This is a genomic window from Leptolyngbya sp. PL-A3 (assembly GCF_039962325.1).
Classification (GTDB): domain Bacteria; phylum Cyanobacteriota; class Cyanobacteriia; order Elainellales; family Elainellaceae; genus Vacuolonema.
On record NZ_JAMPLB010000004.1, the window covers coordinates 23,119 to 45,603 of the forward strand.

A 22,485-nucleotide genomic window follows, 5' to 3' on the forward strand; every position below is an offset into this window, starting at 1 on the left:
TATTGCAAAAGCGCTGATGTCACCGGCGTTTTTGCAATAATTGCGACTGAACCTTACAGGAAGCGCAAAAGTAGCGCAAACTGAAGCAAACTCTTCATTACTGAAGAGCGCTACCGGGATTCTATGGATTTCGGGAAAGAACCGGATAAACTAGAGGGTAATCCGAATCATCGTCTGTTTTCGACGGCTGAGCAGTCCACAGTCTTCCCTTCATGCCTGAAAATCCTTGTTTAAGACTGGCGATCGACCGCCTCAATGCCACCGCCCAGTCCAACCACTACGCGATTTGGGTGATTCAGGCACCCCATCAGGCGGGCTATGCTCATAACGATCAAACCTGGACTGAACCTCTAAATAAATCCTGGCAAGCATGGCAGGCTTTGTTTTCGTCACAACCATTACCCGACGTTCAAAATTTACCCCGGTTGCAATTTCCGACCCCTGAGGGCAATGAGGAAATTCCAACCAACTACACCAGTCGCTTGATGCAATACCTGGGCATTATGCTCTGGGAGTGGCTGTTTGATGGACCGATTCAGAATAGTCTGGATCAGAGTCGAGGCATTTCCATGGGGATGGAACAACCCCTGCGGCTCCGTCTGGAAATTCGAGATCCGAACCTGGTGACGATTCCCTGGGAAATTATGCAATCTCGCCCGGGGCAACGGGCTATGGGTCTGCACCATGAGCAATTACTGTTTAGCCGTACGACCTACGACGTTGATCCCCTAGTGCTGGGGGAGGAGGATCGGAGCTTAAACATTTTGCTGGTGCAAGGGGTCAAGGCCCTCGGCACAGAGTCGCCCTTTGAGGTAGAGAAGCCACTGAACCTGGAAGCCGAGGCGGAGGCGATCGCCCAGGCCTTCCGGAGCGGCAGCGACATCTCTATCGGCGCAAACTGGCGCAATTCTGCCCACTGTGAAGTCGATATTTTGGTACAGCCCACCCCGGCAGAGTTGACGCGCTATTTAGAACGCAAACACTATAACGTATTGTTCTACAGCGGCCACGGGATGCCAGGGCCAGATGGTGGACTGCTCTATCTCCGCCCCGATGCCACGTTAAATGGCACCGAACTGGCCCAATTGCTGACCCGCTGTCGTGTCAAGCTAGCCGTGTTCAATGCCTGCTGGGGGGCGCAGCCCGACATGCGGAATGGGGCATTTATTCCTCGCAGCAGTTTAGCCGAGGTGCTCATTCACCATGGTGTTCCGGCAGTGCTGGGGATGCGCGACACCATTGCCGATAACGAAGCTTTGAGCTTTATTCAGCGGTTTGCGCGATCGCTCTCCGATCGCTCTCCCATTGATGCGGCCGTTGCTGTGGCCCGGCAACACTTACTTACGCTCTACCGCTTTAATTCCCCAGCCTGGAGTTTGCCGGTGCTGTATATGCACCCAGAATTTAACGGCGAGCTCCTCAGGCCAGTGCATGATTCTGCGACGACGCAGATGCCTCCCGACACGCCATCGCACATGATGGGTTTGCAAATTCCTCCGGCTTATTTGCGATCGCTTGAGACCATTGAAACTCCCTGGCCCATCCAGGGTGGCCGGATGCGCATTGGCTCCCTCGATAACAATGACCTGGTCTTAAGGGGGGCAGGGGTTTCTCGCCGCCACGCCGAAATTTTCTATCGGGATGCTGCGGATGGAGGAGAGATGCAGTCCGGCTACTTCCTACGAGATTTTTCGCGATTTGGAACGTTGATGCTACGGTCGGACAACCGATGGTATAAGATTCATCAACAGGAAGTTCCCCTTAGAAGCCGCACCCAACTGTGTTTTGGAACTCACAAAGTTGAGTTTCTCGTTGACGAGATGTAAGACTCGGATTAATTCTATAAGTTACTAAATCGGGTGATTTCGAGAAAATTTTTCAGCCAGTTGCGGAACTGCCACAGAAAACCCTGTAGTCAGGGATGGCGATAACGCCCGGCGCATTAGAAATTTGGAGCATGGTCCCTATGGCAAGCGATTCTGTCCGTCCCCTATCGATTCCATCTCAGGCTGTAGCAGAGTTAGAACTGATTGAGCTACTGCTCGATCAAACCTCCCCCACCTACCCCTGGAATCCTGCTGACCCCGATGTATGGTCTTACTGTGAAGCCCTGGAGCAGGAAATCGCCGATACGTGGTCGACAGAAGAGTTTCAGCCCTATGTAAGCAGCCTATCTGACCAATTTGACCAACTTTGGGAAACGGCTTCACCCGCTGTTGATTTGGGCGTTATTTTCCCAACTGAGATCTTCCAGCGGTTCTCCGCTCAGGTTCCCAGCAACTTGCTGGAAGGGATTGTGCGTCGTGCTCGTCAGGTATTGGCTGATAACCTGGCGCTGGCAGACCAACTGGTACTTTGCGTTCAAGATCTGCTTCCTACCTGGGCCGATGATGACCTCTATGTTCTGGCTCGTCCCTTTGCGGTCGCCATGCGGAGTGGAGATTCCACTATTTTGGAAGGCACTCTGCAATCTGTACGCTGCGAAGCTTGGGAGGCGCTCTCGGAGATTGAGCAGGCTCGGCTTAGCTTGGCGATCGCCCGCTACGTCCTCAATCAACAGTCTCATCCTGGCGCCTAAAATACTGGCCTCATGAACCCCCATTACTGCTGCAGCGACGTTGCTTTTCGTTCCTACAACAGCAATGGGGGTTTTCCATTTGGCAGGATTTACGCGTTGGTGGGGTGTGCGACGCACACCCCACCAACGCGTAAATCCTGATTAATCCGACGAAGGGGGCTTGAATCGAGTCGCAAAATTATTCGCACGATCAGGGGAGAGCGATCGCGCCTGTAAGATAGCGGCTCCCAAGAACGCGTAGGAAAGGCTACCTACCACTGCCAGAGCAATGGGACTGACCAAACCACTGACATTCCAGAGAGTATGGAGAAGGGCAGCTGTGAGTAAGCCGGTGCCCAGAATGCGAGGGGTGTGCGATCGCTTTAATACACTCAAGCCAATGAAATACCCGAAGGTTCCGCTATAGGCCAAGTGGCCAGAAATCGACCCCAGTACTCGGGCAATCAATACTTGCATCCCCGACAATTGCTCTAGCTCTGAGCCACTTTGAATCATCGAGGGGACATAGTAGCCAAGGCTCTCAAACAGGGTAAAACCAACAGCAGCGGCCGTCCCCAGTAGGATACCGTCAAGGGGTTCCCAGACACCAATTTGAGCCGCGAGGGAGCGAGGGGACGAGGGCGTAGAGGGGCGCAGAGCCCAACCAATGAGCCAGAATAGGAGAATAGGTAACGCTTTCAGCAGTTCCTCCATAACTCCTGTACCAATAAACATTTGGAGGAGAAACCAGAGAGGCTGTTGGGCAGCGGTACTGGGATTAGCACTGCCCGGTAGCCAGACACGGAACACCTGTATAAACCCATTCAGTACAGGGCTACGCAGAATGCCAGCCATTAGCAGAGCCGTCACGACAGGTAACCAGAGCGGCTTATGCTTGCCACACAACTGGTACACCACGTAGTAAGCAGCCAGAGCTAGATAAAGGGCCAGAACGCCATTAAAGAGACCCACATTTCCTACAGCCATGAAGAGCACAACGGCTACTGTCACAGTGATGATGCCGGGAATCAAATAAGCTTTATGCTCCAGATCACCCGCCGTAGAGAAGATGGGGAAGAGTTGGCTAAAGGTGACCGGGTCGCTAACGGGTCTTTGGACTGGCGTAGGAACTGGAGCATTCGCTTCTGTAAATACAAATTGCGGACCGTGGTGACCTAAACGGATGCGATCACCCACTCTCAACATCCGGCATCCTTGCAGCCGATGACCATTTAAGTACGTACCATTGGTACTGTTGAGGTCGCAAAGCTGCCAGCCCTCGGAATCGGAACTAAATGTCAAACGAGCATGGAAGCGAGAAACGCCACCATGCTCGAAGGGTAGAGAAATTTGACAGCTTGGGTCGCGCCCAATTAAAAAATCTCTTTGGGTCGCTAGGGGATATAGAGTGGCCGTTCCTTCAGCTGGATAGACCTGCTGCAAAACCGCTGAGGTCGGTTCGGAGCCAGCCATACCGCCTCCCCAATGTGAAGGGTTGGTTTACTGGTTTGCGCGGGCGTCTTGCACCGCTGCCAAAAAGCTACCAATGGTGACCGGAATGCTAAGGGCCAGAATGACAGAGGTAACGGGGGCTCCGAGCTGAGGTATCCCAGAAGATAACTCAAATACAGAACCAACGGCGGCGATCGCTGCCACGCAGGAAACCGCTAAAAACAGGCCACTTTTTGGGGTCATCATAAAGGTTTTGCCTCTCGCTCCTCACCACATTATCAGGCGATGGGTACAGTTCTATGATTTATAGAAATGAGCTAGGTTCATCTCTATGAAGCAAACTGTACCATTCAAAAATGCCTAAAAATTTTCAAAAAGGCTCATTTTCCGTGGACTTCGCCCACGGAAAATGAGCCCTTAGGGCTTTACTCTTCGACGGGTTTAACCGCTTGCATTGAGAAGCCGTGCTTGTCCAATTCCTGATTGAGAGCCAGGGCATTGTCTACCCGATCGACGAACATGACACCGTTCAGGTGATCCATTTCGTGCTGAATTACTCGGGCCAGCAAATCTGTTGCCACAAGTTTCTGGGGCCGCCCGTTCTCATCCTTGTAGGACACTTCAATCTCGTCAGGACGGGTCACATCCAGAAATACACCGGGAATGCTGAGACAGCCCTCCTGAATCACACATTGTTCCTGACTCGCACGAACAATGGTGGGGTTAATCATAATCAGGGGAGGCTTGGCGGGATCATCAAGCTCGATATCTACCACCAACAGTTGCTTGTTAACACCGACCTGAGGCGCAGCTAAACCAATGCCATCGTTGCTGTACATGGTTTGCAGCATATCCCGCGCCAACTGACGAATTTCGTTGTCAATTTTTGTGATGCGCTTGGCGGGCTGACGCAACACGCGATCGCCCAAATAGTGCAGTTCTAAAGGCGGTTTTGCCAGCTTTTTCTTCTCGACTAGAATTTGAGCAGTCATGAGCAGTTGCGCCAGGTTGTCATCTTTCTCTACACTTTCCATCTTAATAAATTTACCGCCCGAATAGGAGGATCATCTCCCCTCTATGATCAAGTCGGACATCTGTTCGGGCCACGCTTCTCAAATCCGGTAGTGTTCTAGACGTGTGGATGGGGTGTGGTGAAAGGGGCACGAAGTGCCCCTTTCACCACACCCCATCCACACATTTGAAACATGCCGAATTCGGTTGTGAACCCCATATGAAAATTTCTGCTAGTCCGGATGGGTAGACGGACGGACGAAAATCAGTAGACTGTAGAACAATTAATGTCAACGTCAGACATTCAACGGATTAGGACGGTTCTGCTCAGGCTCGCCTGCACCGACTTTCCATTTGAAATCACCCACTTGCTTAAGAAAATCGTCGTCGCTCTCCCCGCCCGCCATGCTGAAACTGCTGAACAAATCTGACTACTTACTACGCGAAACCTTCTTGGGCCTCAAGCGAGGCGGGTGGATGAACTGGGCCGCCGTCAGTACGGTAACTGTACTGCTCTTTCTGTTTGGCATCAGCCTACAAGCTTCCTGGCAGTTAGAAGCACTACTCAACCAATTCGGAAGCCAACTCGAAATTTCGGTTTTTCTAGACACGGGAGTACAGGCTGACACCATCGAATCTGTCGTTCGGCAATATCCCTCGGTCACTGACATTCGTATCACGCCTAAAGAGCAAGCCTGGGAATCGTTGGTGCAGGAGATGGGCATCTCCGATATTCAGGGGGCGACGGCGCAACTGAATGGAAACCCACTGGTCGATCAGATTACAGTCAAGGCACAGGAGCCCGAACAGGTATCCGGGTTAGCCATGCAGATTGGCCAAATTTCAGGGGTCGATGAGGTGCTGTATGTGGCAGAAGCGGTACAGCGCATTTCACAGTTAAACCGAGGGTTGAATTGGGTCAGCCTGGGGTTAATCTCCATGCTGTCGTTAACGGCGATCGCCGTCATCTCCACGACCATTCGCCTCATCGTTATGGCCCGTCGTCGCGAAATCGAAGTTATGCAGCTGGTGGGAGCTACCGCCACCTGGATTTATTTCCCCTTTATCCTTCAAGGCATCACCTTTGGCATTGTAGGAGCGCTCATGGCTTGGGGGCTGATCACCGGTGTGCAAGAGTTTCTGCAAGGCTTGCTAGCTCAACAGGCTGATTTCATCCAATTTCTGGCGAACGGCCTGAAGCTGAGCCCTGATAAGGCCGTGCTGCTTCCCATTTCTTTACTGAGCCTGGGCAGTTCTGTCGGCTTGATGGGAAGCTTGTTCGCCGTACGGAAGTTTGCGCTGCGTTAGTCGTTGAATGAGGCCTATCATGGCCCCCAAATTCAACAAAACTTTTTCGGCTGCTTCAATGCCGTTTTCAACAACTGTCCGTACTCTTTGTTGTTCACAATGTAGGCCCCAAAGCGTTCCAAATGAGGGTTCATCATTTGAGCATCGAAGAGAACGAACTGGCGCGATCGCAACCATTCCACCAGCTTCACTAACGCCACCTTTGAGCCTTCAGGTATGCGATAGAACATCGACTCCCCAATAAACGCGCCACCAATGACGAGACCAAGGACGCCGCCTGCCAGTTCATCTCCCTGCCAGGTTTCGAAACTGTGGGCAATACCGGCTCGGTGCAAATCCCAGTAAATTTCCTTCAGTTCATCTGAAATCCAGGTGGACTCGCGATCGGCACAACCTTCCACCACAGCGGAGAAGTCACGATCGATGGCAACCTGAAACCGTTCCTGGTTAAGGGCACGGCGGAGCGATCGCGGATAGCGAAAGCGTTCATCCAAGGGAATCAGCGTGCGTTCTCGGCTACTGTACCAGCCCAGGTTACGGCCTGTTTCGTCTGCCATGAGGAAGTAGCCACGGGCATAGTTCTGCACGATGATGGCGATATCGTAACGACTCGAAATCATTGCAATCCACAACGAGAGGCTAGGGAGTGATTTAAGGCTGGCTGTAGGAATGGTTGCTTTTGTGCGCGGTTTGCGTAGACAAAACAACTTCGAAGACAGAGGCTAGCTTCTCCAGGGTGGCATAGACTCCGGGATTTCGTACAATGCTGATCACTCGTACGTACTGGCCTCATCGTTAAGGTGCTCCTTATGGTAGAACCCATTCAACCGATTACCTTACCCCCCGCCACCAATGCCCCTCAAGAGGGGATTTGGCTTCAGCAATCCCTGCATCGCTGGCTCGATGATGAGTTTATCCCAGAGGCCGTCAACGCCTCCATTGCCGAACGGGCTGCCCAGGTCTACGTCAGACAACGGTTGGAAGGGGAAAACGATCTAGGTTCCCTTGTGATTGCACTGGTCACAGAGATGCAGGGATTTGATTTCTCCCGTAGCTTCTTTAGTGAATTTGCGGTAGCGAACGCTGTCAGTGAACTGTTATTAGACAGTTTAGGTATCGATCGATGCTGCGGGCAGTAACTGCTGTTACTGCGTTTTTCAGGTTGTGAAGTAACAAGAGATGGATGTGGGATAAAGCTGCACATCTACTTATGCCCTATAAATCGAAACGGGTTATAGGGTTTTTCCAAAACCTTACTTTGGGTATATAAAAGTTGCGCATAGTAACCTCAAAAAACTTAAGATCGGAGTAACAATCTATTGACGAAGACAACATTCTGTGGAGGCTGTTACTCCACTTTTACAGGTTTCTAAAAACCGGATAAAAATAACGAAAAGGATAGTTGTGAATGAATTGTCCTTTGATAGAATCGGCATAAATCGCGTCAAATGTAATCTTCACAACATTCCCGAGCATTAATTTATGTTGACCCTTGAGGCGGCTAATCCCTTTCAACCAGCTCTGACCCTGGGACGTGTTCTTGTGGTTGAAGATGAGGATGTGATACGCGATACCATCGCCCTTGCCCTTCAGGAAGAAGGGTATGAAGTGTTCGTGGCCGAAGATGGGCGGAGCGCCATGGACATTGTGTGCCATCCCGGTGAGGATTCAGGTAAAACGTCGATTGATCTGGTCATCCTCGATCTGATGCTGCCCTACGTCAATGGGTTAGATCTGTGCCGCCTCATCCGTAATCAGGGAAACCGAGTCCCTATTCTGATGCTCAGTGCTAAGGGCAGCGAGACTGACCGAGTGGTTGGTCTGGAAGTGGGTGCAGATGATTATTTGACCAAGCCCTTCGGCATGAAAGAGTTAGTCGCTCGGTGTCGGGCGTTGTTGCGCCGACATCGTTATGTCGAGCCGACTGCCTCAGAGGAGCGGGCTTTGCGTTTTCAGGACATTATCCTCTATCCTCAAGAGTGTCGGGTGCTCGTACGGGGCGAAGAGATTAACCTTTCCCCGAAAGAGTTCCGCATCCTGGAGTTGTTCATGACTCACCAACGGCGCGTATGGTCTCGGGAGCAACTCATCGAGCGCATCTGGGGCCCCGACTTTATGGGGGATAGCAAAACCGTTGATGTGCATATCCGCTGGTTACGGGAGAAACTAGAACAAGACCCCAGCCGGCCTGAATATTTGACGACAGTACGCGGGTTCGGCTATCGCTTTGGCTGAGGCTCAAATGTGTTGATCGGGATAATCGACTTTTTGCTAGGCCTATCCGTTGGCATTGCTCTGTTTTTATGGCAGCGATCGCGGCTCCTCCGACGGCTCCAAGGCTTGTTACGAGAAGTTCGACTTTCCCCCAATACCGATAACATCTATGGCACGGCTACCCAAATGGCTCTGGCCATTACACGGCAGCAGCGCATTCAAGCCAGTTTAAGTGAGCAAGTCGAACAGTACCGAACGATTCTGAATGGAGCCCCCATTGGGTATCTCCAACTGGATGACGAGAATCGTCTGGTTTGGTGTAACAATCAGGCGCGCTTGCTCTTGGGTATCCAACAATCCCCTGAAAATGCCCCTCGGTTATTGCTAGAGGTCGTGCGCTCCTATGAATTGGATGAATTGGTAGAGCAAACCCGCGAAACTCGACAGCCCTGCCAGCAAGATTGGACTTTCTATCCCGTTAGTCCCGATCCAAACCAACTCTCGCGTCAATTTGGGCAAACCTTGCGGGGTATTGGCTATCCCCTCAGCGATAATCAGGTGGGGATTTTTCTGGAGAGTCGTGCTGAGGCAGAGTTATTGAAACAGCAGCGCGATCGCTGGGCCTCCGATGTTGCCCACGAGCTAAAAACTCCGCTGACCTCGATTCGACTGGTGGCTGAGACCTTACAGAGCCGCGTTGAGCCGTCCTTGCAAGGATGGGTGACTCGGCTACTCAACGAAACCATTCGGCTCTCCAACCTGGTACAGGATTTATTGGATCTCGCCCAGCTGGAGCGTAGCCTACCAGAATCCCTTGCAGCCGACACCGTTCAATTACCCGAACTCATTCAGTCGGCCTGGTTAAACCTGGAGCCATTGAGCCGCAAAAAACAGGTGCAACTTGACTACAAAGGCCCTACCCACTTTACGGTTCATCTAGATCAGGCCCGGATGTACCGAGTGCTCATTAACCTATTAGATAACAGTATTAAGTTCAGCCCTCCTCTAAGCACTGTACAGGTCACCCTGCAACAGGAAGCCTCTACTGAAGAAGCACCGGATGGCTGGATAGTGCTACAGGTTATTGATGCAGGTCCCGGCTTTCCGGAAGAAGATTTGCCGTTTGTGTTTGAACGGTTTTATAAAGCTGACCCGTCGCGTTCGCGCAAATCTCTCCACTCCTCGCCCTACGCAAACAGCAGCAGCCCCTCTACTAATGACCCTGAGATTCAGGAATTGCAACGGCGAAATAGCACAGGCTTGGGATTAGCGATTGTGCGGCAGATTGTTGAAGCCCATCGGGGCCAAGTCTCCGCCCAAAACCATCCCCAAACTGGTGGAGCCTGGTTAACGGTCCGACTACCACAGGTTTAGCCTTAGACACGTGAATTTTACAAACACCTGCGTCCACCTTCTAATTTAGAATCACAAATCAAACAATCTGTCATTTTTTTTGTAGGAGTGGGGGCAAAGCCATCACTCCTACAAAGGTTAAATGCAGGATCCTTAGCAATCACTACGCACAACGCGATAAGGAGAAAAGCTCTTGGTTACGATTCGGTGCCGTAATACGCAGTTTTCAAATATTGCTGCGGTTGTCTTTGATAAGGACGGTACTCTGGCAGATGTTGAGAGGTATTTGCGATCGCTCACCCTGCGACGCTGTCAATTGCTCAATGAGGAGCTTCCGGGTCTAAAAGATCCCCTCCTGCGAGCCTTTGGGGTTGAGGGCGATCGCCTGAACCCGGCCGGCTTGATGGCAGTTGGCTCTCGTCGTGAGAATGAAATTGCTGCTGCGGCCTATGTCACAGCTACAGGTTGTCCCTGGCTAGACTCCTTACGTCTGGTACAGCGCTGCTTTCGTCAGTCTGATCAGGACTTAGCCCACCGCGCCTCCCAAACCCCTCCGTTGCTGGGTATTCCAGCGCTGATTCAGCAACTCGCAGACGCCGGGCTCAAGCTAGCTGTGTTGTCCTCTGATACGCCCCCCAATATTCGCGACTTTCTAGAAACCTATCAGCTTCATGCCTACTTTCAGGTACTGGGAGGCGCGGAACCAGGCAAACCTGAAAAGCCTGACCCTACCCTGCTCGACACGATCTGTGAACAGCTCGCGGTTACTCCAGTCCAAACGATCATGATTGGTGATGCTCAGGGTGATTTAGCGATGGCGGCAGCATTAGGAGCCGGAGCTATTGGGGTACGATGGGGTTGGCCAGGCTTCCCACCCCCTTTAGAAGGAACTGTGGTCGTGGATCGGCCTGAGGAAATTGAAGTTGTGGGATAGGGCGATCGCATCAACCCGGTTGAGTCTCCAGTTAGCACCGTTTAGCCAGCGAATAAGGCGGGAGTAAAGCGTTGTTGTTCCATATACAATTCGCTTTACAATTCCTTCACCTGGAATCATTTTTTTGCGGGTTTTGCGCTCAAGTGAGTTCTATAAGCTGCAAAACACTCTCAGGAGAAGCATTTCAAAATTTGACAGATAACGTTAGGTGAGGATTTAACCGGGAAAACTCAGGACACAGTACCGGGAGGATTTGCACGAACCTTGAAAATTCCACAACCGTTTAGCTAGGTGTCAGCAGTAAAAACGACTACACATAACACCTCTGCTACGGCCAGGGCCATTCTTCGATAACGGCTGTCACGTATCATGGTTCTTTAGACAAGGGGATTCTGTTGCGCTCAGCGCCCTCTAAATAACGATTCATATTTCGCTGTATTGAACTAGTAGGCTGCGGCCTAAGTTCGCAACCTATGTTTTGTGTAGGGTGCTTCGCACCCCACACAAAACATAGGTGATGGATTTCCAGCCTCAGCGTACTAGTAGTTCTTCATGCCGCTTTGCGCACGAAAAAACACCCCTTCTAACGAGCTTTAAAACACGTCCTTGTTAGAAAAGGTTTTTGGAGTTTGGCAGAAAGCAGACGCCAAGCAGGGGATGACTCATCAAGTGGCATAGCGCGACAGTGCAAGTGCAAACAAGCATGTATCAAAAAATACAATAATTATTTTTAGATAGAAATTTATAAACTATTTTAATGAGGCTTCATGGTGTCTTCATACCTAGCCAATCCGATCCCGATCTATGCTAAATTCCCTGAATTAGTTAAAGACGTGCAACGCAAACCCATCGTTGAGCAGAGGTCAGTCCCTTGTCCCGTCGATATCTTTTTACCTCCGAGTCGGTTACGGAAGGACATCCCGATAAAATTTGCGATCAGATTTCAGATACTATCCTGGACGCATTATTAACCCAGGACCCTCGTAGTCGTGTGGCAGCTGAAGTCGTCGTTAATACGGGTCTCGTGCTGCTAACTGGCGAAATTTCTTCCAGCGCGACCGTTAACTTTGTCGATCTGGTACGCAAGAAGATTACTGAGATTGGCTATGTCGATGCTGGCAACGGCTTCTCTGCAGAAAGCTGCTCCGTCCTGGTCGCCCTAGATGCTCAATCTCCGGACATTGCTCAGGGGGTAAACCAGGCCCACGAGCAACGGGCACAATCCAGCGATGAGGAATTGGATGCGATCGGAGCAGGCGACCAGGGTTTGATGTTTGGCTATGCCTGCAACGAAACTCCTGAATTGATGCCTCTGCCTATTAGCTTGGCGCACCGCGTTTCCCGGCAACTATCGGTAGTCCGGAAGAATGGAACGCTCCCCTACCTCTGCCCCGATGGGAAAACTCAGGTAACAGTAGCCTATGAAGATGGCAAGCCCGTCGGCATTGACACCATTCTAATTTCCACCCAGCACACAGCAACAATCGGCGACATCACTGATCCTGCCGCTGTGCAAGAACAAATCCGCAAGGATCTGTGGACGGCTGTAGTACAACCTGTGTTCGCAGACATTGCCATTCAACCCGATTCAGAGACCCGGTTCCTGGTCAACCCCACTGGCAAGTTCGTGATCGGGGGCCCTCAGGGTGACGCTGGTTTAACCGGACGGAAAATCATCGTTGATACCTATGGAGGTTACTCCCGTCATGGTGGTGGTGCCTTTTCAGGTAAGGATCCCACAAAGGTTGACCGTAGTGCCGCCTATGTTGCCCGCTATGTGGCCAAGAACATTGTCGCTGCAGGCCTAGCCGAGAAGTGCGAAGTACAACTCAGCTATGCCATCGGGGTTGCCCGTCCAGTAAGCGTCATGGTAGATACCTTTGGTACAGGCACCGTATCTGATGAGCGATTGCTGGAGCTGGTTCAGGCTAACTTCGAGATGCGCCCGGCTGGCATTATCCAAACCTTCAATCTGACCCATCTACCCGCTGAACGGGGTGGCCGCTTCTATCAAGATGTGGCTGCCTATGGTCACTTCGGTCGCCCAGATCTAGATTTGCCCTGGGAACAGACTGACAAGGCTGAGTTGCTGAAAGAGACAGCAGGCCGTGTATTGACAAGCGTTCTGAATTAACGATCACAGTGAAAAAGAGGGGATGCATCCCCTCTTTTTCAAGAGAGGTGCGTGATGCAAAGCATCGCGCACCTCCTACTTTCTATAGCCTCTTTTAAAGAACTACGCTCCTTGTGGCTCTTTAAAAATAAACTTCCTGTTTCTAACGAAAGACCGATGTGGGTAGGGCGTGTGCGTACCCTCCCCACATCGGTCTTTCGTTAAATTCTAGGAACGTAACGCTTATTAACGCCCCAGGCGATTGGGAATACCTTCGCAACCCCCGGGGATAGTTTCTCGGGTCTTGGAACCACACCAGGCACAGCAGTAACGGCGCTGCTCCTCAGACATACGCTTGGCGTCTGTGAAGTCTACCCCTTCAACTACGGCACCCGTATATTCGCCCGTCGTGTAATTGGGAAAGGTACTGCGGCTGCGGGGAGTAGCTTGCTCTAAGGTGCCATAGAACAAACGAACCCCCTGCAGATCGGCCCCAGACAAATCGGCGTCTACCAGGATCGTGCGGGCCAGGTTAGCTTTAACCAGGTCACAATGGCGCAGGTTAGCTCGAATCAGATTGGCTTCACTCAGGTCAACCCAGCGTAGGTCGGTACCCTCCAGGTTTACGCCGGTGAGGATGATTCCCAGATCAATGACTCGCATGCCATCATCCCGGTCCTCCTCGTACCCCCCGGAGCCGTCAAGGATAGCGCGCCCCAGGAGGCGATCGCGCTTCAGAGGTGTCAGTAACTTCGAACGCGAGAGAAATCGCAATACCTTTGCTTTCCCTACGGCATCGACACTACTGAGAATAGAAGCGGTGCGGGCTTCGGCGATCGCCCGCTCCTGGGGCCAATCCTCCAGCAACCCTTCGTCATCCAGTACAAGCTCTGAAATTCCTTGAAAGAAGGAATCAATGGTTTGCTGCTGGGTAATCAAATTCTGCTGAATAGTCAGATCTCGTGAAATGATGTACTGCCGCCAAGCCACATAAACCGCCAGGACAGCAATCAAAATTTGCCCTACGGCACCGATCACCTCGCCCGTAGCCCCAATCGCGTCCCAACTCAGACTGAGATACCAGGTTCCCAGAGCCTGCCCTGCTCCGGTAAATCGCAACAGGCTGATAATGGCGACAACCAGGCCAATGATGGCCAACAGCGTCACACGCTGCCGCGCAGACAACAGCTCATTCAATGCCGCACGAATATCCAGCCAGAGCACCCGCCCCGTGAGAATGAGCAGCACAATGGCGGCGGTAATTCCCATCCAGGCCAGATCAAAGATAAGACTTGTAATACCCAGGGCGATCGCTGTCAAAAAGACCAGCGCAATGGGGGGCTGGGTTGTATTGTCAAACGGCTTACGGCGACCACCACCGGGCTCGGCATAGCCAACGCTCTGTAATTCATCGACAGAGCCACGTTGGGGGGTCATGGGAAATTCGTCATCAGGCTCAATATTGAGCCAGGGTTTTGTAGGAGCGATCGCCCCATTATCGCTGCTGGGGCGCGCAGTGGAAGAATTAGGGTTTGAAGGGCTTGGCTCTGGAGTCATGGACGATAAGAGTATTGAGGGAAGCACAGATATAGGCAGGCAGCCAATCCAGTCACCCGTGATGTTTTGTAAACGCGTTGGCTACGCTAGCACTCTCACATTATCCTGTCGTGATCCGAAGAGCATGGCTCCTTCTGGTTGAAGGATAGGCACGTGCCCCGATTATGCTGCCTGCCTGAACAAAACTCAATGATAGATACAGTGCCGAGCCTAATGCTTCGGGATTGAGACATAGGCTGACTCTAAAACTGGAGACAAGATCCAGAAGATCGCAAACATTAAGGGTACTCAGAGCCTTAAATTCTTGAGGAATCCGGGAGTTTAGCAGCCACTGGTTTTTATGCGGTACATAGCGCTGTACTTAACGAACTTGCACATTGCTATGAAGTGAGCAATGCCAGATTTACACCTCACAAAGCTTAGAAATTCTAAAAATTGGTCTAAAGCCTGGGTAGAAAAGGAAAACAGTTGCTTCGTAGGGGGTTTCCTGAGGTAAACTTTGGGAAAATTTCTAACGAGAACAAACGTAGAGCCACAGAACATAGGCTGTTGGCTCACACCTGGGGAGTGAACACGGTATCTTATGGACTACCTGGAACATGTATCGCAGCCTTCGACCGTTCAAATGGCACGGTTGGGAGATTTTCGAGCGATCGCCTACTGGCTCAACGCCTGCCTGGTGCCGCAGGGAATCTACGCTCGGGTTGCCGCAGATCGCCCTGGCGTTCTGCTGGTTCTGCTAGAGTTCATGCGACTGCCTCGACGGGATTGCCTTAATAGCATTGTCTGCCACCGCCTCTGCCGCCTCAATTCAAAGGTGATTCGTGGTGTTCGCATTCTGGCAAGATTTGCGGATGATCCCGAAGTTTTATGGGATACGTCTGTCCGTCTGGTGATACCGGCTCACCGCAAAAAAGCCCTGCGTTCTTCTCGACGTTCTCGTCCCCAACGACATTCCGCCCCTCGCTCCCACCCTCCCAAACAGCCCGCTCCCGCAGCCCAAAACCGAGCTAAAGATTTACGCCGAATTCAGGCGCTCATCTCGGATACCCCTGCCGCGAAGCCCCTACCCGCACCCCCGAAAGTGGCCACCTTGCCACCCGCGCGTCAGCCTGCCCCGGCCCCTCGCCGTCGCCGTCGTGTGACTCCGCCGCCCCCTGCCCTGCGCATTACCCCCAAGTTTTTGCAACGGATTAGCAGTGCCGCTGCCGCTATTTTTGTGCTGGGGTTGGGGTTGGAAACCTGGAAGCAGTTAGATGCAGGAGCAGTCATCAGTGACTGGATGAACAACCGCACCACCATTCGGACGGCGTCTGGACGTGTTCCTGTAATTGAAGGTGGGCGTAATTCTAACAACCCGATTGTGACGCTCACCTTCGCCGGAGGTGCCCCCATTTCGCCGGGTACGAAGCCCAAAACAAGTGCCTCTCAACCCGAGCGGCCAGCCGGCACGTCCCTCCCCCGCACCGCTCAAGGGGAAACGAGCCGCCCCACGACTGCATCTACCCAGGCATCAGAGTCCACCATCCCTCGGTCTCAGCGGCTCCTGCCTCGCTCGGATGTGATGCTTGCGAACTTGAACCAGCCGTTGGCGATCGCCAATCCCGACAATGCACCCACCAACCTCAAGAGCACAGACAGCACTAGCATTCGGCTGGTTAATGTGTCAGGCAAAGGCGTAGCCGGAGCAGGAGCTACCCAACTGGAAGAGACCCTGAAAAGCTTGCAGCAGGTTGGAGCCCACCCCGTGGGCGCAGGCCGTAACCGGCAGGAAGCACGCCGCCCTGACATTGTGGAGGTGCGAGGCAAGCGGATTGCGTACCTGGGCTATTCCGACGCGGATGATTTTGCGGCTGGGCGCTGGCGGCCTGGTACCAACCCCGCCTTCAAGGAGCAAATGGCCGAAGATATTGCTGCCATTCGCAATCAAGTTGATTGGGTCATTGTGAATTATCACTGGAGCCAGGATCTCGCCAGTTACCCAGCCGATTGGCAAACTCAAATGGCCCACTCTGCCATTGACCAGGGTGCAGATCTGGTGGTGGGTTACCATCCTGAGGTATTGCAAGGAGCTGAAATTTATAAAGGCCGCGTCATTGCCTACTCCCTGGGCAATTTCATCTTTGCTGACCAGCCCCAAAGCGCTCAAAGCAGTTATGATTCCGCTGTTTTGAAGGTGTCGTTGAAGGATGACCGGATGCGGTTAGAGTTTATCCCGGTTGAAGTGCAGGATAATCAGGCGGCGATCGCCACTGGGCAGAAAGCCAAAGACATTCTCACGTATATCGAACGCTCGTCGGCCCTATTCCCTCAGCCCATGAAGTCGCCCACCATCCTGGATCGACTGGCGCTGGATCCCAACAAGCCGGCACCTCCCTCAGAATTCAATCCTCCCGCAGAATCGAACGCCCAGCCCTCCCCCTCTCCTGATTCCTTCATCACCTATCCCAATGGAACGGAAGACACTCAGGAGGCTCCTCAAAAAGCAGTTCCTCAAGAGAATCTAGAGCCTCAAGCACCCACAGACGCTACGCCAACGTCCCAGGATCTGGAATCCAATAACTCAGAATCTAATAATCCAGAACCCAGTAGTCTAGAACCCCAGGAGGCTACCCCTGAGGCCCCAGAACCTAAGGTATTAGAGCCCGAAGCGATGCTGGTGCCCGAAACTACCCCAGAACCTGAGAATCTACCCACCGAGACTTCCATCCCTGAGGAGGTGACCGATACGGTGGAGAAGCCGATTGAGGCCATTGCCAAACCAGCACCAGAGCCCTCAGACCTGGCAAGCAACGATGTGAAACCAAAGAAGTTAGAGGCTGAGACGTGGGCCTCTCAGGACCAGCCCGCTGCGACCCCAACGGAGGAAGCGGCTTTGTAATTGGAGTTCTCCCGTGTTTTCGATTACAACAGAGCAGCGACAATACATCACCTACATCCTGCGAGATGAGCAAGCCCCCGCACGGTTGGAGGTGGTGCCCGAGCGGGGTGGTATTGTAACGCGGTGGTCGGTGGGCGATCGCGAACTCCTCTATCTCGATGAGGAACGGTTTGCAGACCCCAACCTCAGCATTCGGGGCGGTATTCCTATTTTGTTTCCGATTTGTGGCAATCTGCCGAATGATACCTACACCCACAACGGCCAGAGCTACAGCTTGAAACAGCATGGGTTTGCGCGGAATCTACCGTGGGCCGTGACCACGCAATCTACTGAAAATCAGGCATCCCTCACACTGGAACTGAATAGCTCTGAAGCAACCCGTGCCGTTTACCCCTTCGACTTTCAACTGCAATTCAGCTACCGGCTCCAGGGCATGACACTGGCGATTCACCAGGAGGTGACCAATCTCGGCCCAACTCCTATGCCGTTCTCCCTGGGACTGCACCCCTACTTCCAGGCAAGCGACAAGCGTGCGCTTCAGTTCGAAATTCCCTCGGCTGAATTTCGCTCCCAGCAAGACGGCCAGGTACAAGCCTTTGCCGGCAGCTTTGACCTGGAACAGCCGGAGATTGATGTGCTGTTCGGAGAGTTATCGAGGCAACAGGCCACAGTTGTAGACCCATCTCGGGGAACAAAACTAACCCTCGACTATACGGCTCCCTACACCATGCTGGTGTTCTGGACTCTTAAAGAGAAGGATTTTTACTGCCTGGAGCCCTGGACGGCGGCGAGAAATGCCCTGAATACAGGCGATCGCCTGATCAACCTCGATCCTGAAACAACCATTGGCACAACTGTGCGCCTCACAGCCTCAAGCCTGGCTTAACAATGCTCATAAAATTTGCTGACGATTAGAAGCCGCAGTTCTTGAAGAACTGCGGCTTCTATGGCCTATCAAGTCTTGAGGCGTGATAAAAAACACAGGACTTACGCATTTATGTTGTGGTGGGGTGCGAAGCACCCCACCACAACATAAATGCACTATGGATAGCAGGCTTGCGTAAGTCCTGAAACAGATTCTTTTAAAAATGTTAGTAAATATTTCCCCATTATGTTAGGTTAGTAATTGTGCCTGAAAGGCAAGTGAGCGGGTCGCTAGCTCAGCGGTAGAGCACTCGGCTTTTAACCGATTGGTCCTGGGTTCGAATCCCAGGCGACCCATCTTTCAGGAAAGCTCTTAAGAGGGGCGTTATGGCAACGCCATAATGTCTGAGGTTACCGACGCCTGAAAGGCAAGCGAGCGGGTCGCTAGCTCAGCGGTAGAGCACTCGGCTTTTAACCGATTGGTCCTGGGTTCGAATCCCAGGCGACCCATTTTTACATTTTTAATAAATAAAATTTTTCAGGATATAGGGTGTGCCCATAGAGCATCCAAAGTCTTGAAAATTTTTTAGTTTAGGCTCACTAAAACAACCTGTAATTCTTCGTGTGAGAGGGGATGCAAAACTGCCCCTCTCACACGAAGAATTACAGGTTATTCAACGCACGCTTCTTATGAACTGGCAAGACAGCTCATAAGTACCAAAAGCTTATCCGGCAAAGGGTTGAGGAATCTTACGAAAGAAGCTTCAACAAATTTAATGAAAGTCCATCTAAAGAATCAGAAAAACAAATAGTGATTTTTGCTTATTCTCCTGTTGAGATAGAGGGGTATCTCTGATTTAATGCGGCAAATTACCTTAAGATTATCCTAAGGATTGACTCTGCCTACTAAAACTAGCTCACCCGAAGTCCAGGAGGATTTTTTATGGCGCTTGTACCAATGCGGTTGTTGCTGGATCACGCAGCCGAAAACGGTTACGGCATCCCCGCATTCAACGTCAACAACATGGAGCAAATCCAGGCGATTATGCAGGCTGCCAACGAAACCGACAGCCCTGTGATCCTGCAAGCTTCTCGCGGCGCTCGTAACTATGCCGGTGAGAACTTCCTCCGTCACCTGATTCTGGCTGCGGTGGAAACCTACCCTCATATCCCCATCGTGATGCACCAGGATCACGGTAACGAGCCAGCAACCTGCTACTCCGCTCTGAAGAACAACTTCACCAGCGTCATGATGGACGGTTCTTTGGAAGCTGACGCTAAGACCCCCGCTAGCTACGAGTACAACGTGGCTGTTACCAGTGAAGTTGTGAAGGTAGCCCACGCTATTGGCGCTTCTGTTGAAGGCGAACTGGGTTGCCTGGGTTCTCTCGAAACTGGTAAAGGCGAAGCAGAAGACGGCCACGGCTTCGAGGGTGAGTTAGATCACTCCATGCTGCTGACCGACCCCGACGAAGCGGTAGACTTCGTTGAGCGGACTCAAGTGGATGCTCTGGCCGTTGCCATCGGCACCAGCCACGGCGCTTACAAGTTCACCCGTAAACCCACGGGTGAAATCCTGGCGATCAGCCGTATTGAGGAAATCCACAGCCGTCTGCCCAACACCCACCTGGTGATGCATGGTTCCTCCTCCGTTCCCGAAGATCTGATTGAGCTAATCAACCAGTACGGTGGAACGATTCCTGAAACCTATGGCGTACCCGTCGAGGAAATCCAAAAGGGTATTAAGAGCGGTGTTCGTAAAGTGAACATCGACACCGACAACCGTTTGGCGATCACCGCTGCGGTTCGGGAAGCTCTGGCTGCCAACACCAAAGAGTTTGACCCCCGCCACTTCCTGAAGCCTTCCATTAAGTACATGCAGAAAGTATGTGCGGATCGCTATGTGCAGTTCGGAACCGCCGGTCAAGCTAGCAAGATCAAGCAAGTTGGCATGGAGATCTTCGCTGCTAAGTATAAGAAAGGCGAACTGACTCAAACCAGCGTTAAGAGCGCTGTTAAGGTCTAGTCTCTAATTACTGCTCAGATTTCTGCATAAAGTTCTGACACAAGAGCCGGGCAATGCCCGGCTCTTTTCTCTATTGATGCCGTGTAAGGAGCACTTTACCCCGTTACACACAACCATTCATACGTCTGAAACACAACCTACGGCATGATAGTTTTCGGTACATCCTCGTCTCGGCGCTGTAAGTCCACCACCATTAGTAGATAAGGACGCGGATCCGGGGGCGTGTAGGGGTGAGATCGCACGAACCCTGCCTTCTCATAGGCCCGAATCGCAGCGGTATGATGTGCAGGCACTGCCCCTTTCACAAGGGGAATGGATGGATCACGGCGGAGTTCTCCCAGGAGCAGGCGTAATGCCCGTGGCCCAATGCGTTGCCCTAATCGAGGTGCCTCTCCAATTAGGAGGCTGACAGCGATAGATCCAGCCGGAATGTGATTTAAACGGGCTTTTGCCAGACTGTTCGCGGACGCCCGTTGCCAGTAGACGTAGCCTACTGCTTGCTCATCGACAGTAATGATCGCTTGCTGGTGAGAGGAGGGAGGTTTGAGCGCGATCGCCAAATGCCGTTCTGGATGTTTCCACCATTGTGCTACATGGGGAGCCAATAACCAGTTCTTCAACAATGCCTCATGCTGTCGGCCATCGAAAGATTCTAACGCCACACGACTCTGCATCATGGTGCTCCTTCCTGGGTCGGTATGAGTTTTGTACACCGGACTTGAGAGAGACAAGGGGCGATCGCTCTCGGGGCAACTCTATTCTCTCTCAAGGTAAGAAGTTTCCAATCGGTCGCTTCTGCTTTCACTTCTTAGGTAAGAGTGACACTGTGAGCATCACTCTTACCTAAGAAGTAGATATTTCTTGGCCCCTGTAAGAGCACAAAATCTCTCTATAAATCGGTAGACAGTTTTACCAAGCAACGATTATATAGAACAGAGCCATCACGTCAGGAGTGACTGTTCCACCATGTACGACTGCATTATTGTAGGCGCAGGACCAGCAGGAGGCAGTGCTGCCTACCACTTGGCAAAGCGCGGGCGATCGGTGCTACTGCTGGAAAAAGCTACCCTACCGCGTTACAAACCCTGCGGTGGCGGTGTCTCTCCTCAAGTGGCGGAGTGGTTTGACTTCGACTTTAGCCCGGCTATCTCTCTCAAAATTGACACCATTCGCTACACCTGGGACATGGAAGACCCGGTAGAAGCAAAGCTCGATTCTCTGCAACCTATCTGGATGGTACGTCGGGATGTTTTTGATCACTTTCTAGTCAAAAAAGCCCAGGAGCAGGGTGCAGAACTGAAAGATGGGACAGAAGTGACCAGCATCAGCTTCCAGTCCGATCATTGGCAGGTTAATACCGGAACCGATCAGTTTCATGGACGTTACCTGATAGCAGCTGACGGAGCCAAGGGTTTAATGTCCCGATGGCTGGGTTTTAAGGATCGCAAGCGCCGGATGGGCGGTGCTCTGGAAGTCGAGGCTGATGTACCCATCGAGCGGCCCGACACCGTTCACTTCGAGTTTGGCATGGTGAAGAACGGCTACATCTGGAACTTCCCGAAAGCGGATGGATATTCCATCGGCATAGGGGCCTTCCGAGGTGGAGAATCTCAGGATTTTAGAGCAATTCTTACAGAATATGCTGCCTCCTTTAAGGTTGACCTGAAGGAAACTCGGCAACATGGCCACCCCCTCTGCCTCTGGGATGGCGATCAAGTTTTGCATACTCAAAATGCGCTTTTAGCTGGGGAAGCCGCTTGTGTGGTGGACCCAATGACGGCAGAAGGCATTCGTCCGTCAATCTTTACAGGGGTGAAGGCAGCGGAGGCGATTGACCGGGCTGTAGGGGGCGATCGCAACGCTTTAGAAAACTATACGGCTATCATTCAACAGGAGTGGGGCCGAGAAATGGCCTGGGCCCAAAAGCTAGCTGGCGCGTTCTACAAGGTTCCCAAGATTGGGTACAAGCTGGGAATTAAACGCCCGTCAGCCACCCAGCGGATGGCGGAAATTCTTGCTGGCAAAGTAACCTATGGAGATGTAGCGAATCGGGCTATTCGTCGACTAACAGCTGGTTTAATCTCAGGCTAGATTTTTATAAGAGCAATACAGAGTGGGCGGCGCGTAATGCGGTGCCCACTCTGTATTGCTCTTATAAAAATCTGCGCAATCTGGTAGGACAAGTTTATTAGACCTCCTGCATAAAGCGGGTTTT

18 protein-coding genes and 2 tRNA genes are annotated in these 22,485 nt (G+C 52.1%); 14 read left to right on the top strand and 6 right to left on the bottom strand.

Annotation, left to right across the window (positions count from 1 at the left end; genetic code table 11):
* The first annotated feature begins 212 nt into the window (after nucleotides 1-212).
* Both NDI52_RS04925 and NDI52_RS04930 read left to right on the top strand, forming a co-directional pair.
* Entirely contained in the window at nucleotides 213-1,826 is a 1,614-nt protein-coding gene (locus tag NDI52_RS04925) for a CHAT domain-containing protein (RefSeq protein WP_190773362.1), read from the top strand.
* Between the two features lie 140 nt (nucleotides 1,827-1,966).
* Nucleotides 1,967-2,578, top strand: a complete 612-nt coding sequence (locus NDI52_RS04930; protein WP_190773361.1) for a hypothetical protein — start codon at nucleotides 1,967-1,969, stop codon at nucleotides 2,576-2,578.
* A gap of 141 nt (nucleotides 2,579-2,719) precedes the next feature.
* Here the strand turns inward: NDI52_RS04930 and NDI52_RS04935 are convergent, their stop codons facing one another.
* The 3 genes from NDI52_RS04935 to def form a co-directional block, all read right to left on the bottom strand.
* Entirely contained in the window at nucleotides 2,720-4,030 is a 1,311-nt protein-coding gene (locus NDI52_RS04935) for a PrsW family glutamic-type intramembrane protease (RefSeq protein WP_190773360.1), read from the bottom strand.
* A gap of 27 nt (nucleotides 4,031-4,057) precedes the next feature.
* Complete coding sequence (locus NDI52_RS04940; protein ID WP_190773388.1) at nucleotides 4,058-4,252, bottom strand: hypothetical protein; 195 nt, start codon at nucleotides 4,250-4,252, stop codon at nucleotides 4,058-4,060.
* Nucleotides 4,253-4,434: 182 nt separating this feature from the next.
* Nucleotides 4,435-5,001 (bottom strand): peptide deformylase, encoded by a 567-nt coding sequence (gene def, locus NDI52_RS04945; protein ID WP_190773387.1) that lies wholly within the window; start codon nucleotides 4,999-5,001, stop codon nucleotides 4,435-4,437.
* Nucleotides 5,002-5,425: 424 nt separating this feature from the next.
* On the opposite strand from def, the gene NDI52_RS04950 reads away from it, so the two are divergent.
* Entirely contained in the window at nucleotides 5,426-6,328 is a 903-nt protein-coding gene (locus tag NDI52_RS04950; RefSeq protein ID WP_190773359.1) for an ABC transporter permease, read from the top strand.
* Between the two features lie 32 nt (nucleotides 6,329-6,360).
* Here the strand turns inward: NDI52_RS04950 and aat are convergent, their stop codons facing one another.
* Entirely contained in the window at nucleotides 6,361-6,948 is a 588-nt protein-coding gene (aat, locus tag NDI52_RS04955) for a leucyl/phenylalanyl-tRNA--protein transferase (RefSeq protein ID WP_190773358.1), read from the bottom strand.
* 189 nt (nucleotides 6,949-7,137) lie between these two features.
* Here aat and NDI52_RS04960 point away from each other — a divergent pair, with 189 nt between their 5' ends.
* The 5 genes from NDI52_RS04960 to metK all read left to right on the top strand — a co-directional run bounded on the left by NDI52_RS04960 (nucleotide 7,138) and on the right by metK (nucleotide 12,963).
* Nucleotides 7,138-7,467, top strand: a complete 330-nt coding sequence (locus tag NDI52_RS04960; protein WP_190773357.1) for a hypothetical protein — start codon at nucleotides 7,138-7,140, stop codon at nucleotides 7,465-7,467.
* A gap of 343 nt (nucleotides 7,468-7,810) precedes the next feature.
* Nucleotides 7,811-8,563, top strand: coding sequence for a response regulator transcription factor (locus NDI52_RS04965; RefSeq protein WP_190773356.1), 753 nt, complete (start codon nucleotides 7,811-7,813; stop codon nucleotides 8,561-8,563).
* 9 nt (nucleotides 8,564-8,572) lie between these two features.
* Nucleotides 8,573-9,916 carry an ATP-binding protein gene (locus NDI52_RS04970; RefSeq protein WP_347280058.1) on the top strand — a complete coding sequence of 448 codons (1,344 nt, stop codon included), beginning with the start codon at nucleotides 8,573-8,575 and terminating at the stop codon, nucleotides 9,914-9,916.
* A gap of 172 nt (nucleotides 9,917-10,088) precedes the next feature.
* Nucleotides 10,089-10,829 (top strand): HAD family hydrolase, encoded by a 741-nt coding sequence (locus tag NDI52_RS04975; protein WP_190773355.1) that lies wholly within the window; start codon nucleotides 10,089-10,091, stop codon nucleotides 10,827-10,829.
* 871 nt (nucleotides 10,830-11,700) lie between these two features.
* The gene (gene metK / locus NDI52_RS04980) at nucleotides 11,701-12,963 is read left to right on the top strand and encodes a methionine adenosyltransferase (RefSeq protein WP_190773354.1); all 1,263 of its coding nucleotides are present in this window, start codon (nucleotides 11,701-11,703) and stop codon (nucleotides 12,961-12,963) included.
* A 225-nt stretch (nucleotides 12,964-13,188) separates the two neighbouring features.
* Here the strand turns inward: metK and NDI52_RS04985 are convergent, their stop codons facing one another.
* A complete protein-coding gene (locus NDI52_RS04985) occupies nucleotides 13,189-14,499 on the bottom strand; it encodes a pentapeptide repeat-containing protein (protein WP_190773353.1) in 1,311 nt (436 codons plus the stop codon).
* A gap of 583 nt (nucleotides 14,500-15,082) precedes the next feature.
* Here NDI52_RS04985 and NDI52_RS04990 point away from each other — a divergent pair.
* The 5 genes from NDI52_RS04990 to fba all read left to right on the top strand — a co-directional run bounded on the left by NDI52_RS04990 (nucleotide 15,083) and on the right by fba (nucleotide 20,270).
* Nucleotides 15,083-17,380: a CapA family protein gene (locus NDI52_RS04990; RefSeq protein ID WP_199307907.1), complete on the top strand. Its 2,298-nt coding sequence runs from the start codon at nucleotides 15,083-15,085 to the stop codon at nucleotides 17,378-17,380.
* 13 nt (nucleotides 17,381-17,393) lie between these two features.
* Nucleotides 17,394-18,266, top strand: a complete 873-nt coding sequence (locus tag NDI52_RS04995) for an aldose epimerase (RefSeq protein ID WP_190773352.1) — start codon at nucleotides 17,394-17,396, stop codon at nucleotides 18,264-18,266.
* A 263-nt stretch (nucleotides 18,267-18,529) separates the two neighbouring features.
* Nucleotides 18,530-18,601 (top strand) — tRNA-Lys (locus NDI52_RS05000).
* Between the two features lie 81 nt (nucleotides 18,602-18,682).
* Nucleotides 18,683-18,754: transfer RNA gene (locus NDI52_RS05005), tRNA-Lys, on the top strand.
* Nucleotides 18,755-19,187: 433 nt separating this feature from the next.
* Nucleotides 19,188-20,270 carry a class II fructose-bisphosphate aldolase gene (fba, locus tag NDI52_RS05010; protein WP_190773351.1) on the top strand — a complete coding sequence of 361 codons (1,083 nt, stop codon included), beginning with the start codon at nucleotides 19,188-19,190 and terminating at the stop codon, nucleotides 20,268-20,270.
* A 137-nt stretch (nucleotides 20,271-20,407) separates the two neighbouring features.
* Here the strand turns inward: fba and NDI52_RS05015 are convergent, their stop codons facing one another.
* Entirely contained in the window at nucleotides 20,408-20,947 is a 540-nt protein-coding gene (locus NDI52_RS05015) for a GNAT family N-acetyltransferase (protein WP_190773350.1), read from the bottom strand.
* A gap of 289 nt (nucleotides 20,948-21,236) precedes the next feature.
* Here NDI52_RS05015 and NDI52_RS05020 point away from each other — a divergent pair, with 289 nt between their 5' ends.
* Nucleotides 21,237-22,361: a geranylgeranyl reductase family protein gene (locus NDI52_RS05020; RefSeq protein WP_190773349.1), complete on the top strand. Its 1,125-nt coding sequence runs from the start codon at nucleotides 21,237-21,239 to the stop codon at nucleotides 22,359-22,361.
* Nucleotides 22,362-22,485 lie beyond the last annotated feature (124 nt).

Excerpts from the sequence above, each read along its gene's own strand:
- NDI52_RS04990 (WP_199307907.1), top strand. The coding sequence starts at position 15,083 with ATGGACTACCTGGAACATGTATCGCAGCCTTCGACCGTTCAAATGGCA.
- def (WP_190773387.1), bottom strand. The coding sequence starts at position 5,001 with ATGACTGCTCAAATTCTAGTCGAGAAGAAAAAGCTGGCAAAACCGCCT.
- NDI52_RS04965 (WP_190773356.1), top strand. The coding sequence starts at position 7,811 with ATGTTGACCCTTGAGGCGGCTAATCCCTTTCAACCAGCTCTGACCCTG.
- NDI52_RS04930 (WP_190773361.1), top strand. The coding sequence starts at position 1,967 with ATGGCAAGCGATTCTGTCCGTCCCCTATCGATTCCATCTCAGGCTGTA.
- NDI52_RS04950 (WP_190773359.1), top strand. The coding sequence starts at position 5,426 with ATGCTGAAACTGCTGAACAAATCTGACTACTTACTACGCGAAACCTTC.
- NDI52_RS05015 (WP_190773350.1), bottom strand. The coding sequence starts at position 20,947 with ATGATGCAGAGTCGTGTGGCGTTAGAATCTTTCGATGGCCGACAGCAT.
- aat (WP_190773358.1), bottom strand. The coding sequence starts at position 6,948 with ATGATTTCGAGTCGTTACGATATCGCCATCATCGTGCAGAACTATGCC.
- fba (WP_190773351.1), top strand. The coding sequence starts at position 19,188 with ATGGCGCTTGTACCAATGCGGTTGTTGCTGGATCACGCAGCCGAAAAC.
- NDI52_RS04935 (WP_190773360.1), bottom strand. The coding sequence starts at position 4,030 with ATGGCTGGCTCCGAACCGACCTCAGCGGTTTTGCAGCAGGTCTATCCA.
- NDI52_RS05020 (WP_190773349.1), top strand. The coding sequence starts at position 21,237 with ATGTACGACTGCATTATTGTAGGCGCAGGACCAGCAGGAGGCAGTGCT.
- NDI52_RS04925 (WP_190773362.1), top strand. The coding sequence starts at position 213 with ATGCCTGAAAATCCTTGTTTAAGACTGGCGATCGACCGCCTCAATGCC.
- NDI52_RS04985 (WP_190773353.1), bottom strand. The coding sequence starts at position 14,499 with ATGACTCCAGAGCCAAGCCCTTCAAACCCTAATTCTTCCACTGCGCGC.
- NDI52_RS04960 (WP_190773357.1), top strand. The coding sequence starts at position 7,138 with ATGGTAGAACCCATTCAACCGATTACCTTACCCCCCGCCACCAATGCC.
- NDI52_RS04940 (WP_190773388.1), bottom strand. The coding sequence starts at position 4,252 with ATGACCCCAAAAAGTGGCCTGTTTTTAGCGGTTTCCTGCGTGGCAGCG.